This window comes from Pedobacter sp. ISL-64 (assembly GCF_018613605.1).
GTDB lineage: Bacteria > Bacteroidota > Bacteroidia > Sphingobacteriales > Sphingobacteriaceae > Pedobacter.
In genome coordinates this window covers 237,452-254,139 of record NZ_JAGGPU010000008.1, presented here as the reverse complement: position 1 = coordinate 254,139, position 16,688 = coordinate 237,452, and the positions used below count along the sequence as shown (strand labels likewise).

At 39.1% G+C, this 16,688-nt stretch carries 13 protein-coding genes; 5 read left to right on the top strand and 8 right to left on the bottom strand.

All coding sequences use genetic code 11. From position 1 onward, the window contains the following. Position 1 precedes the first annotated feature (1 nt). The 6 genes from J7E57_RS12975 to nirB all read right to left on the bottom strand — a co-directional run bounded on the left by J7E57_RS12975 (position 2) and on the right by nirB (position 9,077). The gene (locus J7E57_RS12975) at positions 2 to 505 is read right to left on the bottom strand and encodes a nitrate reductase associated protein (protein WP_215129067.1); all 504 of its coding nucleotides are present in this window, start codon (positions 503 to 505) and stop codon (positions 2 to 4) included. A gap of 226 nt (positions 506 to 731) precedes the next feature. Next, positions 732 to 4,283, bottom strand: coding sequence for a nitrate reductase (locus J7E57_RS12970; RefSeq protein WP_215129065.1), 3,552 nt, complete (start codon positions 4,281 to 4,283; stop codon positions 732 to 734). A 42-nt stretch (positions 4,284 to 4,325) separates the two neighbouring features. Next, positions 4,326 to 5,693 carry an MFS transporter gene (locus J7E57_RS12965; protein WP_215129063.1) on the bottom strand — a complete coding sequence of 456 codons (1,368 nt, stop codon included), beginning with the start codon at positions 5,691 to 5,693 and terminating at the stop codon, positions 4,326 to 4,328. A 38-nt stretch (positions 5,694 to 5,731) separates the two neighbouring features. After that, positions 5,732 to 6,127 carry a hypothetical protein gene (locus tag J7E57_RS12960; protein ID WP_251029902.1) on the bottom strand — a complete coding sequence of 132 codons (396 nt, stop codon included), beginning with the start codon at positions 6,125 to 6,127 and terminating at the stop codon, positions 5,732 to 5,734. Between the two features lie 51 nt (positions 6,128 to 6,178). After that, entirely contained in the window at positions 6,179 to 6,526 is a 348-nt protein-coding gene (gene nirD / locus J7E57_RS12955; protein ID WP_029276048.1) for a nitrite reductase small subunit NirD, read from the bottom strand. 37 nt (positions 6,527 to 6,563) lie between these two features. Further along, complete coding sequence (gene nirB / locus J7E57_RS12950; RefSeq protein ID WP_215129061.1) at positions 6,564 to 9,077, bottom strand: nitrite reductase large subunit NirB; 2,514 nt, start codon at positions 9,075 to 9,077, stop codon at positions 6,564 to 6,566. 251 nt (positions 9,078 to 9,328) lie between these two features. On the opposite strand from nirB, the gene cobA reads away from it, so the two are divergent. Beyond that, positions 9,329 to 10,093, top strand: a complete 765-nt coding sequence (gene cobA, locus J7E57_RS12945; protein WP_215129059.1) for a uroporphyrinogen-III C-methyltransferase — start codon at positions 9,329 to 9,331, stop codon at positions 10,091 to 10,093. 193 nt (positions 10,094 to 10,286) lie between these two features. Here cobA and J7E57_RS12940 read toward each other — a convergent pair whose 3' ends face one another. Beyond that, positions 10,287 to 11,636 (bottom strand): alpha-L-fucosidase, encoded by a 1,350-nt coding sequence (locus tag J7E57_RS12940; protein WP_215129057.1) that lies wholly within the window; start codon positions 11,634 to 11,636, stop codon positions 10,287 to 10,289. A 194-nt stretch (positions 11,637 to 11,830) separates the two neighbouring features. Here J7E57_RS12940 and J7E57_RS12935 point away from each other — a divergent pair, with 194 nt between their 5' ends. Together J7E57_RS12935 and J7E57_RS12930 are read left to right on the top strand one after the other, a co-directional pair. After that, a complete protein-coding gene (locus J7E57_RS12935; protein ID WP_215129197.1) occupies positions 11,831 to 12,682 on the top strand; it encodes an SDR family oxidoreductase in 852 nt (283 codons plus the stop codon). Positions 12,683 to 12,716: 34 nt separating this feature from the next. Further along, positions 12,717 to 13,541: an ion transporter gene (locus tag J7E57_RS12930; protein WP_215129055.1), complete on the top strand. Its 825-nt coding sequence runs from the start codon at positions 12,717 to 12,719 to the stop codon at positions 13,539 to 13,541. Positions 13,542 to 13,593: 52 nt separating this feature from the next. Here J7E57_RS12930 and J7E57_RS12925 read toward each other — a convergent pair whose 3' ends face one another. Next, positions 13,594 to 13,908, bottom strand: coding sequence for a hypothetical protein (locus tag J7E57_RS12925; RefSeq protein WP_215129053.1), 315 nt, complete (start codon positions 13,906 to 13,908; stop codon positions 13,594 to 13,596). 167 nt (positions 13,909 to 14,075) lie between these two features. On the opposite strand from J7E57_RS12925, the gene J7E57_RS12920 reads away from it, so the two are divergent. Together J7E57_RS12920 and J7E57_RS12915 are read left to right on the top strand one after the other, a co-directional pair. Continuing rightward, positions 14,076 to 14,759 carry a DUF4142 domain-containing protein gene (locus J7E57_RS12920; RefSeq protein ID WP_215129051.1) on the top strand — a complete coding sequence of 228 codons (684 nt, stop codon included), beginning with the start codon at positions 14,076 to 14,078 and terminating at the stop codon, positions 14,757 to 14,759. Between the two features lie 264 nt (positions 14,760 to 15,023). Next, entirely contained in the window at positions 15,024 to 16,658 is a 1,635-nt protein-coding gene (locus J7E57_RS12915) for an FAD-dependent oxidoreductase (RefSeq protein WP_251029901.1), read from the top strand. Positions 16,659 to 16,688: the final 30 nt, after the last annotated feature.

The window sequence follows — 16,688 nt, the reverse complement described above, 5'->3', positions numbered from 1 at the left end:
TTTAGCTATTTAAAAGTCCAAATTCTACTATTGCCTTTGGGAAGTTTTTGTTTTCGTGCCCTGGTCTGCATAATTTTAAAAGCGCAAACCTTTGGATATTAGTGAGTTTTCGCCATTGGTTTAAGGAGAGCTGCAAAGCTAATTCTGTCGCCTTTTCTCTTAGCATCGTAGGGATTTGATGTAAGTTTCCCCAATCAGGCAGCGGGTCGATAGCTAGCGTGGTGGCTTGATTTCCAGTATATTTGGTAATCAGGTCAATCAGAAATTGATGGTACTTATCTGTTTGTTCTTGAGTTGAAACCGGTAGTAAAGCCAGTTGGATTCTTTCTGATGGATGAAATTTACTCCATTCAGCCAATTTTAGTTTTATTCCTGCGGCATCCATTTTAAAACGGACGATCATGGGGATACAACGTATATTTTCTTCAATAAAATCTTCTTCGAATTTAAAATATTCAATCCCTTTTAGGTTTTTAAATTCTGAAGGACCTATTTTTACTTTCATCACTTTGTTCAATTTAAATATTCTTTAGCAATCTATCGTCATTCTCGCGCAGGCGGGAATCTTAATGCAACCTACAAAACCTACTGTGGCATTACGATTCCCAATCAAGTTGGGAATGACGATACGCCGTACCCTGTCAGCTCAACTCCAATGTTTTTCCAAAACTTATTTCTCAGGATGACAATTCGTACTATGATACAAGCTTATGAATAATCACCAAAATCTATCATTTCTCTACTAAAACCTGCTTAGGTTCCGTTTTTAATACATTTACAAAAGAATCTAATATGGCTTTTACCTCGGGCCTGCAACTACCACAACCCATTCCAGCGCCAGTTAACTGGCAAAGCTGCAAATGATCTTTACAGCCATCTTTAATTTTGTTGATCAGGTTGCCTTCGCCAACATTGTTGCAGCTGCATACGGTTTTGCCTATAATAGGTTCGGTTGTTTTACCACTTCTTAATAACTGAAGCCGCTTTTCGCTCAACTCCATTTTATTTTCGATCAGGTTACGGAACTCCAAAAACTCACTTTTATCGCCGATTAATATCGCCCCAACCAATTTATCGTTATGTACAATACATTTTTTATAGTAACGTTTGGCTTTATCAATAAAAACAATTTCCTCATAAGTGGGGTCGTTGTTCGGTATTTCGGCCAAACCTAATGAACAGAGTTCTAAACTGTGCATTTTAAGGATATTCATGAGCAGGCTGCCCTGGTAAAATTTAGCAATATCTCCGCAAAGAAATCGTGCCACTATTTCGGCCTGTTGTTCTGCTGCTGCGGTAATGCCGTACATCTGGCCTTTAAATTCGGCAATCTCACCAATGGCATAAATGTCTTTTTCGGTGGTTCTCAGGTATTCATCAACCACAACACCTCTTTTACATTCTATGCCTGCTTCTTTAATCAGTTCCGTATTCGGAACAGTACCTATGGCAATTACTAAAGATTCGCAATCGATCAATAAACCACTTTTTAAACGGATACCCGAAATATTTTTTTCTCCGATAATCCGGTCTACTTCATCATTATAAAAAATATCAATGCCTTTGCTGGTCAGTTCTTCATGTAGTAACTGACTGCCTAATGCATCCAACTGGCGACCCATTAATCTCGATATCCGTTGGATAATCGTCACTTTTGATCCTGTTTCGGCCAAAGATGTGGCCAATTCGATTCCCAATAAACCGCCACCAACAATTACTACTTTTCCATTTGTGGTATCCACATGTTTTTTAAAACTGTCGGCATCATTACGGCTGCGCATGGTAAATATGCCGTTTAGTTTCGGGATATCTTTAAGCACAAAAGCCCTGCTTCCGGTGGCCAGGAGCAGAACATCGTAATGGTGGGTTTCTCCATTACTATCGATAATAGTTTTATTTTCCTTGTTGATTTTTTCAACACCTAGTCCCCGGTGCAGTTTAATTCTGTAATCGGTTTCCTCACTATCGCTCATTTTAATGAGGTTATGCCAGGGTAAAGTGCCAATAATATAATCAGGGAGAAGTACCCTGTTGTAAAAAGGGAAATTCTCTTTGCTAAAGATCTCAATATCATCTTCGGTATTTAAAGCCCTGTAACTTTTAACAAAACCGCAGGCACCAGCGCCAGCGCCAATAACAATGATCTTTTGTCGGGCTTTTTGATATAATTTTACTTCTACAGCACTAAATTTAAAATCGGGTTCTTTGCTTAGTGGGTCAACCAGGTTATTGGTTAGGTTATTCACCCGGTTTAGATCACTTTTTAAGATTTTTCCCCAGTGCATGGGCATAAAAACCACTCCGGGTTTAATATCTTCCGAAAATTTTGCTTTTACACGAACATTTCCACGTAAACTGGAAATTTCGATAATATCATTGTCTTTAATGTTCCGGGCTTCAGCATCAATTGGGTTGATCTCTAAAAAAGATTCGCTGATATGCTGGTTCAGTTTATTTACCTTGCCTGTTTTGCTTCGGGTATGCCATTGATCTCTGATTCTTCCGGTGGTTAAAATCAATGGATGTTCCGATGTTAAAGCTTCCGATTGGTTTTGGTCATCAAATGATAAAATATTGGCTTTTTTATCTGGTGTGTAAAACTGGTGATCGGTAAATAACCTGGCTGTTCCGAATGCTTTTTCTTGCTTCGGGTAAGGCCATTGAACGGCTCTTTTTTCCCTTAAAATCTCATAATTAAGTCCGCTGATATCAATGTTGGTTCCTTCCGTAAGGGCCGCATGCTCGTTATATATTTCGGAAGCACTTTTGAAATCGAAACCGTGATAACCCATTTTTTTTGCAAACCGGCAGATAATTTCCGAATCTGGTAAGGCTTCTCCAGGTGCTTCGGTTACTTTACTGAGATAAGAAATATAGCGGCCTGCATTGGTCATGGTGCCCTCTTTTTCTACCCAGGCAGCTGCAGGTAAAACCACATCAGCGTATTTTAAGGTTTCTACTTTGTTGCTAATGTCCTGAACAACTACAAATTTCGCTTTTTTTAATCCTTCTTCGGCCACACGAACATCAGGCAGGCTAATCAATGGATTGGTGCATAAAATCCATACCGCTTTGAGCTTTCCGGCATTCAGTTCATCAAACATTTCGGTTGCAGTTAAGCCCGGTTTAGATTGTATGGTGCCCAATGGGATCTGCCAAAATTTTTCGACCTCATTGCGGTGACTTTCGTTGGCTAAAATGCGATGTGCTGGCAATAAATTGCTTAAACCACCAACTTCTCGTCCTCCCATGGCATTTGGTTGTCCGGTGAGTGAAAAAGGTCCGCTTCCAGGTTTGCCAATATGGCCAGTAATCAGGTTTAGATTGATTAATGAAAGGTTTTTATTAGTACCCACCACACTTTGGTTAAGCCCCATGGTCCACATGCTGATGAAACCTTTTGCATTGCCGATGTACGATGCAGCCAAGCGGATATCACTTTCTTTTATGCCACAAATAACTGCTGCTTCGGCCAGTGAGGTTTCGAAAACGGTAGCATGGTATTTTTCATAACCATTGGTGCTGTTGATGATAAAATCAGCGTCGATTTTTCCATCTTCAATTAAACATCGGCCAATGGCGTGGTGAAGGGTAATATCGGTGCCTGGATTGAGTTGCAAATGGACATTGGCGAGCGAGCAGGTCTGCGTTTTTCGCGGGTCACTGACAATGATCTTTAAGTCTGGATTTTTTTGCTTTGCGGCTTCAACACGGCGCCAAAGGATAGGATGGCACCATGCTGGATTTGCACCCGCAACAAAAATACAATCGGCAATTTCAATATCATCGTAACTAATGGGCACAGTATCTTCACCTAAGCTCATTTTATAACCAACAACCGCACTGCTCATACATAAGCGGCTGTTGGTATCGATATTATTGCTACCGATAAAACCTTTAATCAATTTGTTTACTACATAATACTCTTCCGTTAAACATTGTCCGCTTGCATAAAAAGCCACACTATCGGGACCATGTTTTTTAATCAGTGCTTTAAAAACGGCTGCCGTTCTTTCTAGTGCGGTATCCCAACTAACCCTTTGGAGGGGCATATTCTTGTTGTAGCGCATTTCGGGGTACAGCAGTCTGTCACTTTTGTCATTCGCCGTGTAATGAAGATTCATGCCTTTACTACACAACATGCCTTTGTTTACAGGGTGGTTTTTGTCTCCTTCAACTGTTATCCGCTCATGGATATCTTTATTTACCACAATACCACAGCCCACTCCGCAATAGCAGCATGTTGTTGTATTATTTAGCGATATATTCTTTTCTTCTTTCAAATGATCAACGGTATTGTAGGTAGATTTTTACTTTTGGTATGACTATTTGCTCGGTGTAAGTACAAGATCTTCTATCTCTGCTCTTTTCTGTGCCATAATGGTTCTGAAAATAAATACAGCAATGCCAATTCCCAGAATGATAAAGCCTAGAAAGGTAAATGCACTGGTATAATCGATCAGATCTTTTTGAATAGAATGCCCATTTTCGATTACATTTTTAGTAGCATGACCAGCTTTGGCTTTAAACATAAATGCAATAAGCATAGCGCCGATATTTCCGCCGGCACCTACAATACCTGCTACACTACCAACTGCAAGTGGATTAATGAAAGGAACAAGGCTGTAAGTTGCTCCGTTGGCCATTTTTAAACTTAGACCGAAAACGAACATCATAAAAATAGCCATTCCAATATTGCCCGATTTTGCGAACCAGATCAGGCCGATTCCTTCTATCAGAAGCAATAGCGCAAGTAAAAGTGTTTTGCCATCAAATCCCCAGGTTTTACCAATTTTATCAGCAACAATTCCACCCAATGGTCTGGCAAAAACATTGATCCAGCCAAAAATACCTGCAACCATTCCGGCTATGGCGATTGTTGCGCCGAATGAATCTGTAAAAAAGATCGGCGCAAAGTTGTCAACCGTTATTTCTACACCAAAACAGGCAGCGTAGGCAATGGTTAAAATCCAGGTGCGGTAATCTTTTGCGGCGATTAAAAATGTGTTTTTGGTGCTTTTTATGTTTTCATCTTTTAAATCCTTAAAATCTCCCTGTGGGGTATCTAAAGTATAACGGTGATATAAAAAAGCACATACTAAAAGCATTACACCAGGGAAAATCATAGCATAACGCCAGCTGTCTTCAGTGCTACAAAAGCCCAGAGCAGTAATGCCAGATGCGATTAAAGGCATAAATAAATTGGCAGCACCACCACCTGCATTACCGAAGCCACCTGCAGTTGCATTTGCGGTTCCTTTAATGTTCGAAGCAAACATAATGGAGGTGTGGAATTGGGTAATTACAAATGAAGCGCCGATTACGCCAATCGCCAGGCGGAAAAGCAAAAATGAAGTATAAGAATGGCTGGTTCCGATTAACAGTACCGGAATGGCACACAGTACCAAAAGCCAGGTGTAAATAAGCTTGGGGCCAAATTTATCAATTAGCCGTCCGATCAGTAAACGGGCAATAATGGTAGCTGATACTGAAGCAATCTGAATATTGCCAACCTGATCTTTGGTAAGGTGTAATTGCTCTCTTGCAATTTTCATTAAGGGGGCCATGCCGAACCAGGCGAAAAAACAAAAGAAGAAAGTTAGCCAGGTGATGTGAAAGGTTTTCATCTGAACACCTTTGAACGAAAATATATTTAATTTATCTAGCGGTTTAGTAATGGAGTTTAGTGTCATAACGATCTGTTTAAGCGTAAATAAATAAATGGGTTCTTTTAGAATTTATAGCCTAAGCCTACGCCAACGTTCCATTCGCCATTTTTGACTGCGGTTTTAGGGTTGTAGTATAAAGGGAGTTGTAAAGCTACATGCCGAAATGCAGCTGTTAAGCCAAAACCCAGGCTAGGTGTAAGTAATTTGTTTTTTGGAGCGCCCGATGCCACTTTGTCTTCTTTAATTCTTAAAGTAGGTAACAGACCTAATAATACACTATAGGGCTTTTTGCTGAATTTAATGCCCGGTCCAGCGCAATTGAGAAATGCACCGCCATCTACATATCCGGCAACTAAAGTGCCGTCAAAAAGAACAGCTTTTGTTTGCGATTTGGCCGAAAAAAAGAACAAGGTAAGTGCAAGGCAGCATGATACTGCTGCATAATTTTGAATTTTCATGTTTGTTTGGTTTAAGTTTATACCGAATATAGTTAATCTTACTGGGTCAGGTTAAGATTTTGGTGTTGTACCAATGTAAACGGTTCCGTTTTCTATCTTTACAGGATAGGTTTTTATTGCGCATTCATCACCGCTTAAACATTCGCCAGTGCTCAATGAGAATGTTTTTTTGTGGAAAGGGCAGGCTACCTTAGGTTCATCGGTAGTAGATCCAATCATTCCACGGCTTAATGCCATCTGTTTTTTATGCGGGCACTCATTTTGTGTGGCGTACCACTCATTTCTTCTGGTGAAATAGAAAAGTGCAATCTGATCTTCACCATGTTTTACGCAAACGCCACCGTTCTCAATGGCATCCTCGACTCGGCAGGCTGCTAGCCAATTTGATTGTTCATTCATAATTTTTGGGTTTTATAAGGTTTGTAAAGATTATTTATTAAACTGTTTTCCATTCGGCGGTTCTTTTTTGTCCGCGCATCTCAACAAATTCTATAGTTGGATCTTTGTCTTCTGGTGCATTTACAAAATGAGAGAAGCGTTTTCTGATCGCAGGATTTTCTACAGCTTCTTTCCATTCGCATTTGTAAGAGGCAATTAAGTTTTCAATTTCATTTTCCCACTGGGCGGCCATTCCTAAACTATCGTTAATGATTACATTCCGTAGGTAATCTATTCCACCTTCCATTTTGTTCAGCCAGGTTGCTGTTCTGGTAAGGGGATCGGCAGTGCGGATGTAAAACATCAAAAATCTATCAATGTATTTAATGCAGGTTTCGCTATCTAAGTCTGTTGCCAGTAAAAGGGCATGTTGAGGTTTGCTACCTCCATTACCACATACATATAAGTTCCAGCCTTTTTCAGTAGCAATAATGCCGAAGTCTTTGCTCTGTGCTTCTGCACATTCTCTGATACAGCCACTTACAGCTGATTTAAACTTGTGCGGTGCACGGATACCCCTGTACCTTTCTTCGATCCGGATGGCGAAACTTACACTGTCATGCAAGCCAAATCTGCACCAGGTACTCCCTACGCAGCTTTTAACCGTTCTTAAGCCTTTTCCGTAAGCATGTCCGCTTTCAAAACCTGCAGCGATTAATTCCTCCCAGATAATAGGAAGATCGTTAAGGTGTGCACCGAACATATCAATACGCTGACCTCCGGTAATTTTGGTGTAGAGGTTATATTTTTTAGCTACTTCGCCAATTACTATCAATTTATCGGGTGTAATTTCGCCACCCGGAACCCGTGGTACCACTGAGTATGAGCCACCTTTTTGTATGTTGGCCAGAAAACGGTCGTTGCTATCTTGAGCCACATCATTTCCTTTTTTAAGAATCATTTCATTCCACAGGCTGGCAAGTAATGACGATACTAATGGTTTACATACTTCACAGCCGTCATTTTTACCTAAAGCATCTAATACTGCATCGTAACTTTTTAGTTCGTGGATATGAATAAGGTCAAAAAGTTCTTGTCGGCTATAGTTAAAGTGTTCGCAAATTACATTTTTGATATACTTACCTTGCGATTTTAAGGTATAAGTCATCAAGTCTTTAACCATTGGCAAGCATCCACCACAGCCTGTGCCTGCTTTGGTGCATTTTTTTAAGTCATCAATGTTTTCGCAAGAGCCATCAGCAACTGCAGCGCAGATATCACCTTTACTAACGCCCTCACAGCTACAGATTAATGCGCTGTCTGGTAAACCTGTAATTCCGGCTCCACCTGCAGATTCACTTCCGCCGCGCGTTCCCAATATCAGTTCTTCAGGATTTTCGGGTAATACAACGCGGTTATTAGAGGTCTGCAACAGCAGGTTGTAAGCTGTTGCATCTCCAATTAATATACCTCCTAAAAGGTATTGCCCGTCATTACTAACATTTATTCTTTTATAAACGCCTTTGTGTTTGTTTTCGAAGATGATGGTGCGGCAATCGGGTTCGGTAATAAAATTATCGCCAAAACTGGCCACATCGATACCGATCAGTTTCAGTTTAGTACTCATATCAAACCCTGTAAAGGTTTTTTCACCTTCGCAAAGGTTTGCAGCCAACACCTCGGCCATTTCATAACCAGGAGCGATTAATCCATAAATCATTCCATCGTATAAAGCGCATTCGCCAATGGCAAAAATAGCCGGATCATTGGTCTGCATTTTTTGATCCACAACAATTCCACCGCGTGGACCAACCTCGATACCACATGCCTTTGCCAGTTCATCACGTGGTTTTATGCCAGCAGAGATGACAAGCATATCTACATCTAAAGCAGTATCATCGCTAAACTTTAATGCGGTAATACGGCCATCGCCTTCAATACTTGTCGTGTTTTTATTTAAGTGGATTTGTAAACCAAGATCTGCAAGTTTAGATTTAAGCATATCGCTACCTGCAGCATCAATTTGTCTTGGCATTAAGCGCGGTGCAAATTCGATAATGCTTGTTTTTTCGATGCCCAGATCTATTAATGCTTTAGCAGCTTCCAATCCCAGTAAACCACCACCGATAACCGAAGCTGTTTTGGCCTTTTTGGCATAACCGCTAATCAGGTCAAGATCTTCAATGGTACGGTAAACAAAAACACCTTCTTTCTCGATACCGGGGATATTGGGAACGAAAGCCCCCGAGCCAGTTGCAAAAACAAGAATATCGTAATGATAATCGAGGCCACTGGCTGTGTAAACTTTTTGAAGCTCGCGATCTATTTTAACGATTGGATTATTTAAGAAAAGGGTAATATTTTGCTCTTGATACCAGTTTTCAGTAGAAAGAGAAAGATCATCAGCAGTTTTTCCGTTAAAATATTCACTTAAATGAACACGGTCATAAGCTCTGCGGGGTTCTTCGCCAAAAACGATAAGATTAAAAGAAGAGGTTTTTGATCTTAGCTTTTCGCAGAATTTATATCCCACCATTCCATTTCCTATTACGATTATTTGTGGTTCTTTCATAAATCTTAAAGGTATTTTGTGTTTGTTGGTTTCTGTTGGTTGTTTTTTGTTTCGAATTATTTTTTTTATTGTGTTTTGTTGATAATAATCGATTCAAAAATTCATATTTTAATATTTATATGATTTTTGATATTCAAATATAGGTTAAAATTCAATTAAAAGTTGTTGTTGTGTGATTTTTATCATAAAAAATTTAATTTTTTAATAAATTTTCATCACTTTTATGTTTAAATAGTTAAATCATTAAAATTATGAATCAAAAAACTAACGATTTTGGACTTTTTATAATGGGTGGAGGTCCTGGAGATCCTGAATTGATCACTATGAAAGCTTTTAATGTGCTAAAAAGAGCAGAAGTTATTCTGTATGATAACTTAAGTAATGAGAAATTGCTAGAAATTGCGCCGAAAAATTGCAAAATGGTCTATGTTGGCAAGCAACCTTATGGGAAATACACCCCACAAGAGAAAATAAATGAATTAATTGTCGAAAATGCCCAAAATTATCAAGTAGTGGTGCGTTTAAAAGGTGGAGATCCTTTTATTTTTGGCAGAGGCTTCGAAGAATTGATTTATGCGGAGGCTAGGGGCATCAAATGTCATTACATTCCAGGTATAAGTAGTATGCAGGGCGCAGGCTTTATTGATGTTCCTTTAACACACCGTGGCATTAGTGAAAGTGTTTGGATCCTTACCGGAACCAAGAAGGACGGAAGTTTAACCAACGATTTAAAATGTGCCATGAAAAGTTCCGCTACAGTTGTTATATATATGGGTATGAAAAAAGTTGGCGAAATCTCTAAAGCTTATTGTGATGCGGGCTTAGGTGATATGCCTGCGGCTGTTATTCAGCATGCTACCTTGCCCAATCAAAAACAAGTGGTATGTTCAGTTCAAAATTTACAGGAATCTGCTGAACAGGCAGGCTTAACTTATCCTGCTATTATTATTATAGGTAATGTGGTGCAGGCTAAAGCTTATGCGAACTTAAATCAGGGAGAACTTTTATCAGCGTAGAACGGTTCATTCGTAATTGATCATTACTACGTTGGTTAATAGTTTATAAATTTACGGTTGATTGTATACGCGATAACTAAAATCTTAACTCCCTTAAATCTTAATGGTCAGCCAAATAGATTAACTGTCTAAATGTTATCAATAAAAAAGCCCGCAAGGTTTAACTTGCAGGCCAATAAATAATATGGGTAGATTAATTTAAGGTCAATTCGATTACCGGGATTTCGAAATCGGGCTTTTTCTTTGGTAGTTTTAACACCAAGGTATTCCCGGTCGATTTTTGAGCATCAATCTGTATTTCAGAGTTGTCATGTAAAAACTGCGCGTATTTCGCCTTGTCTTTATATCCATCCAGCGTAATGTAGCCTGTATTAGGATATTCGAACAAATGCACATACAGTTTTTTGGTGTCGTTATTGTAAGTGAGTTTTACTCCTTCGGGTGCTTTAAATTCGGTTGGGGCGAAAGTACAATGATAAATAGATTTCGAATTGGCGTGCATCCAAAGGCCTAGGCTATCTAAAGCAACGTTTGCTCTGCTATCAAACTCACCACGCGCAGTGGGCCCAACATTTAACAATAAATTTCCTCCATTGGCTACTGAAGTTATCAAAAGATCTAATAACTTCCTGTTGCTTTTCCAGGTGTTTTCATCACGGTGATATCCCCACGAGCCTGAAAAGGTTTGGCAGGTTTCCCAAACTTTGCCGCGGTATTTTTCTAATTCCTTCGGACTAACCTGTTCAGGTGTTTCGAAATCTGTACCATCTTCGTAATCATTAAGATCCAAGCGGTTATCTACAATAATTTGCGGTTGCAGTTTTCTAATCTGCTTAAGTAATGCTACCGAACCCCAATCATCACGACCTTTACCATTTTTACCCGGATAAGAGAAATCTGCCCAAAGAATGTCGATTTTGCCGTATTTAGTAAGTAACTCAGTTACCTGATCGTATAGGTACTTGCGGTATTTGGCCATATCCCTGTTTTTATTTAATACCGCATATTGATCCTCATGGTCTTTATCTGGCCTTAAAGGATGGTACCTATCAACAGGAAAATCAGGATGATGCCAATCAATCAGCGAATAATAAAAGCCTACTTTTATGCCCTCGGCACGGAAAGCCTCAACAAATTCTTTAACCAAATCTCTTTTGGCTTGTGTGTTGGTTGCCTTATAATCAGTAAATTTACTATCAAATAAAGTAAAACCTTCATGGTGTTTGGTGGTTAACACGGCATATTTCATGCCTGCTTCTTTAGCTTCTCTGGCCCATTTTTTAGGGTTAAATAAATCAGGATTAAACTGATCGAAGTATTGCTGATAGTTTTCATTGGTAATGTGTTCATTGCTTTTAACCCACTCATGACGGGCTGGTAATGCATATAGGCCCCAGTGGATAAACATGCCGAAGCGTGCATCGGTCCACCATTCCATTCTTTTGGTTTTTTGGGCAGCAGTTTCATTGCCTAATCGTTTTTGAGCAAAGCCAGATAAGGTTAAGCCCAGTATGAACAAAGCTGATAAAATTGTTTTTCTCATTTTCGGTTTCTTTTGGTTAGCATTTAATGGGCTAATTTACTGAGGTATATCCTTTCAAAATAATGGAATATGAGCAAAATATTAAGTTAAATTGGTTTAAATCTTAATGGAGAAGGTTGAGTTTCTTAAAACTTTGAAGATGCTACTCTTGTTTAATTGGCAGTGTTGTGAAACTTAATTTGACAAAAGAAACGATGGAAACTCAAAAAATACCTGCCAAACAGAACAAACAACCAGGGATAGAGGCGAAGATGGATCCAAGACCTGAAGTAATTAAAGCAAACTATAAGGGAGCAGGAAAACTGAATGATAAGGTTGCCCTGATTACCGGCGGAGATAGTGGCATTGGTCGTTCGGTAGCAGTTCATTTTGCAAGAGAAGGTGCCAACGTAGCTATTGTTTATTTGGATGAGGATGTTGATGCAAAAGAAACCCAGAAAATGGTTGAAGCTGAGGGTAAAAATTGTTTATTGATTAAAGGAGATGTTAAAAAGCCTTCATTTTGTAGAAAAGCAGTAAAAACAACTGTTAAAAAGTTTGGAAAGATAAATATTTTGGTAAATAATGCAGGCATGCAGGTTCCGCAGAAAGACCCAAAAAAGATCGACGATAAACAGTTGGAAGATACCTTCCGTACTAACATATTTGGCTATTTTTACTTTGCGCACGAGGTATTGGAATATTTTCAGGCAGGCGATACCATTATCAATACCACCTCAGTAACGGCTTATCGTTCTTCACCAAATCTGATCGATTACTCTTCAACAAAAGGCGCAATAACTTCTTTTACACGTTCGCTCGCTACAAATTTAGCGAAAACGGGTATTCGTGTAAATGCGGTAGCACCGGGCCCAGTATGGACGCCGCTCATCGTATCTACCTTTGATCAGAAAAAGATTAAATCTTTCGGATCTGAAACAGCCATGGAAAGGGCAGGGCAACCCTCAGAACTCGGCCCATCTTATGTATTCCTGGCTTCAGACGATGCTTCATTTATCACTGGACAGGTAATCCATGTAAATGGTGGAGAAGTGGTAAACGGTTAATTTCTTTACCTTTAATCATATTTAAAACATTTTCATGGCATCAGATCCACCTAAAGATTGGCGTTTTAAGCTTCATGAAGTTATTTACGAATCGAATACACCTGCAGGTAAAGCATTTGATGTTGGTTTATTGATTGCCATATTTTCGAGTATCATTGTGGTAATGCTCGATAGCGTTATTGGTATCCATCGGCAATACGGCAAACTGTTTAATATTATGGAATGGATTTTTGCTGCACTTTTCACAGTCGAATACATTTTAAGATTGGTGAGTATCAGAAAGCCGATCAGTTATGTGATCAGTCCATTAGGTATTATCGATTTGATTGCATTGTTACCGTCTTATTTGAGTATCTTTTTTACTGGTGCACAATCTTTACTGGTTTTTAGGGCACTAAGGTTACTTCGTGTTTTCAGGATATTCAAACTCGGACATTTTTTAACAGAGATTAATTTTTTAACCCAGGCACTGAAAAATAGTGTGAGGAAAATTAGCATATTCCTGCTAACCGTTTTAACCATCACCATAATTCTTGGTTCTATTATGTATTTGGTAGAAAAGCGCGAAAATGGATTTTCGAATATCCCCGAAAGTATTTATTGGGCCATTGTAACCATTACAACCGTTGGTTATGGCGATATTTCGCCCATCACGCCACTGGGTAAGTTTGTGGCCTCTGTAGTGATGCTGATCGGTTACGCCATTATTGCTGTACCCACGGGGATCATTACCCACGATATTGCTGTTGCGGCCAGACAGAAAAAAGAATTACCTGAATCTTGTCCGAGCTGTAGTAGAGAAGGGCATGATAACGATGCCTTGTTTTGCAAATATTGTGGCTCTTCTTTGTTTAAATAAAAATGCCAGATAATTACTAACCTGGCATCTTTTATAACGGAAATAAATTGGCTTATAACATTTCGCTGTCTTCATCATCGTATGCATTCGGATCTTTATTCAGTTCTTCTATATCAGATTCGTTATAGTCATCCGTTTCTGCTTCATCGTCATCCTCATCTTCTTCGTCTTCCGGACCTTTGATTTCTTCATTTAATTGTGTTCCTTCTCCATCCGCAAATGGAACTTCATCCTCCGTATATGCGTCATCTTCGGTTGGCTCAGGAGCGGCGTGACCATCGGCTGCATTTCCCTCCGAACGGTTGATCTGAAACTGTTCGATATTCTGAATTTCTTCTTCAGGTTGATTGTTTTCTAGATTTTCCATAGTAAAAGTCTTTTATAACAAAACAGACTCAGATCAGATTAAGTTTGAAGAAAATTTAAAATCTTAAACCACTGGTGTTGTAAGGTTTTTAAAAGAGGATATGATTTGCTCAAACTTTTTAAATGTTAACGGGGTTTTATTAATGCATTTACCTTAATTACTTAACCATGAAAAACCATTTCAATACCAGGAAAATAGCAGTAGTGGGAATGATTATTTCAGCTACTTCATTTAATGCTGTTGCAAAAGCAGACTGGCATTATGCAGGATCATTTGATTATACTAATCAACAAGATAGTTTAACCACCGCGCAATTTTTGCAACAGGCGGCTATTGCCGGAATGAAAGAAGTATCGACCGGGAAACTTGCTGCAGAGAAAGCAACAGATCAAAAGATAAAGGCATTTGGCCAGATGATGGTTGATGATCATACCAAGGCCAATGAAGAATTAAGGTCGTTGGCGAAACTTAAGAAAGTAAATTTGCCAATGAGTAGGCCGGAAGGTGAACTACGACCAGATGGCAGGGTAGATTCATCACCTGAAAACATGAAAGACACTTCGCGAACCAAAAATGCCGGAGGTGAGGCAGGTAATACTGGCCTGGTGAAAAAAACCGCGAATGGTGCTACTGAAGCTGACGTGACCAATGCGATTGAAAAATTAAATAATTTAAACGGGGCTTCATTTGATAAAGCTTATGTCGGGATGATGGTTACCGATCATCAAAAAGCGGTTTCTTTATTTGAAAAAGCATCACGGTCTGCTGATCTTGAGGTTAAAGCATATGCCAATAAATATTTACCAGTATTGAAAAAACATTTAAAACAGATTCAAGCCCTGGCTAAATAATAGCTTAAGTTATTTAGCATAGTAACCTTGCTTTTATGTTCTTCTAAAACGATTTATTGGATTTGTAAGTTTAAATAATTAATATATTTGTTTAAACCTCGCCAATATATGTTTTCAATAAAACATTTTTCAGATTTAGGATTTTTCGTCCTTTCAAAACAAGAAAGTAAAACCCAATATGCAGAAATTTATAGTAAACGCTGTAGGTTTTCTTTGCAGACAATCCTCATACCAACTAGGAAAATTTTAATATGCTTTTTAGCCTTGAGCTCAATCTTTTTTACGGTTTGTGCTAAGCCAAGAGCGGAACACCATCAGGCAGATATTGTAATTTATGGTGGGACATCAGCCGGTATAATTGCAGCCGTACAAGCTACCAAAATGGGTAAAAGCGTTATTGTAGTTTCACCCGACCGCCATCTCGGTGGTTTGTCATCTTCAGGACTGGGCTTTACCGATACGGGAGACAAATCCGTAATTGGTGGCCTCGCCAGAACATTTTATCAAAAGGTTTATCAATATTACCAGCAAGCTGGTACCTGGAAATGGCAGAAAAAAGAAGAATATGGTAACAAAGGACAAGGCACACCTGCTATTGATGGAACGGACCGTACCATGTGGATTTTTGAACCTCATGTTGCTGAGCAGGTTATGGAAGATTTTGTTAAAGAAAATAAATTAAAAATTTACCGCGATGAATGGTTGGAGCGAAAACAGGGTGTAAAAATGAAAGATGGTAAGATTGTCAGTATCAAAACCTTATCTGGCAAAATTTTTAGCGCAAAAACGTATATCGATGCAACTTATGAAGGCGATTTAATGGCTGCAGCTAAAGTAAGTTACCATGTGGGCAGGGAAGCAAACCATATCTATAACGAACAGTGGAATGGGGTACAGGCCTTGGTTTTTCAGCATGCGCATTATTTTAAAAATAATATCGATCCCTATAAAATTCCAGGAGATAAAAAAAGCGGCTTGTTGACGGGTATTTCTACTGATCAACCTGGACCGAACGGAACGGCAGACCATAAACTTCAGGCGTATTGTTATAGGATGTGCCTGACCAATAAAGTCGAAAACAAAATAGAGTTTCCAAAACCAGACCGCTACAATGCAATGGATTACGAATTGCTGTTAAGGGTGTTTAATACCGGTTGGAACGAGCTTTTTAATAAATACGATCCTATTCCGAACCATAAAACAGATACCAATAACCACGGACCATTTAGTACCGATTTTATTGGAATGAATTATGCCTATCCTGAAGCAGACTACACAAAGCGGAAAGAAATTATTAAAGCTCACGAAAATTATCAAAAAGGATTAATGTACTTCATGGCCAACGATCCAAGGATGCCCGAAAAAATTCAGCAGCAGGTTAAAAAATGGGGTTTGGCGAAAGATGAATTTAAGGATAATGGAAACTGGCCATATCAGCTTTATGTACGGGAGGCGAGGAGAATGATTGGAGATTTTGTGATGACCGAGCATGAAGTTCTCGGCAAAAAAGAAGTACCAAATCCGGTAGGGATGGGCTCTTACGCCTTAGATTCTCATAATGTGCAACGTTATGTTACGCCCGAAGGTTATGTGCAAAATGAGGGTGATATCGGCGTTAAAGCACCGAAACCTTACAGTATCTCCTATCAGGCCATCGTACCCAGGAAAACCGAATGCAAAAATTTATTGGTTCCTGTTTGTTTGTCATCATCTCATATTGCGTACGGATCTGTACGCATGGAGCCTGTATTTATGATTCTGGGTGAATCAGCTGCCACTGCCGCATCCTTGGCTATCGATCATAAAATCAATATTCAGGATGTAAACTACAATGAATTAAAAAACTTGTTGTTAAATCAAAAGCAGTGTTTAACTTTAGAGACTAAAACGATTTATTAGCCTTAAAATGCAATAACCAAAAATTTTTAT

Bases quoted from the DNA above. Each gene is read 5' to 3' on its own strand.
- J7E57_RS12965 (WP_215129063.1), bottom strand. From the start codon at position 5,693: ATGACACTAAACTCCATTACTAAACCGCTAGATAAATTAAATATATTT.
- J7E57_RS12975 (WP_215129067.1), bottom strand. From the start codon at position 505: ATGAAAGTAAAAATAGGTCCTTCAGAATTTAAAAACCTAAAAGGGATT.
- nirB (WP_215129061.1), bottom strand. From the start codon at position 9,077: ATGAAAGAACCACAAATAATCGTAATAGGAAATGGAATGGTGGGATAT.
- J7E57_RS12940 (WP_215129057.1), bottom strand. From the start codon at position 11,636: ATGAGAAAAACAATTTTATCAGCTTTGTTCATACTGGGCTTAACCTTA.
- J7E57_RS12920 (WP_215129051.1), top strand. From the start codon at position 14,076: ATGAAAAACCATTTCAATACCAGGAAAATAGCAGTAGTGGGAATGATT.
- J7E57_RS12935 (WP_215129197.1), top strand. From the start codon at position 11,831: ATGGAAACTCAAAAAATACCTGCCAAACAGAACAAACAACCAGGGATA.
- cobA (WP_215129059.1), top strand. From the start codon at position 9,329: ATGAATCAAAAAACTAACGATTTTGGACTTTTTATAATGGGTGGAGGT.
- J7E57_RS12925 (WP_215129053.1), bottom strand. From the start codon at position 13,908: ATGGAAAATCTAGAAAACAATCAACCTGAAGAAGAAATTCAGAATATC.
- nirD (WP_029276048.1), bottom strand. From the start codon at position 6,526: ATGAATGAACAATCAAATTGGCTAGCAGCCTGCCGAGTCGAGGATGCC.
- J7E57_RS12960 (WP_251029902.1), bottom strand. From the start codon at position 6,127: ATGAAAATTCAAAATTATGCAGCAGTATCATGCTGCCTTGCACTTACC.
- J7E57_RS12930 (WP_215129055.1), top strand. From the start codon at position 12,717: ATGGCATCAGATCCACCTAAAGATTGGCGTTTTAAGCTTCATGAAGTT.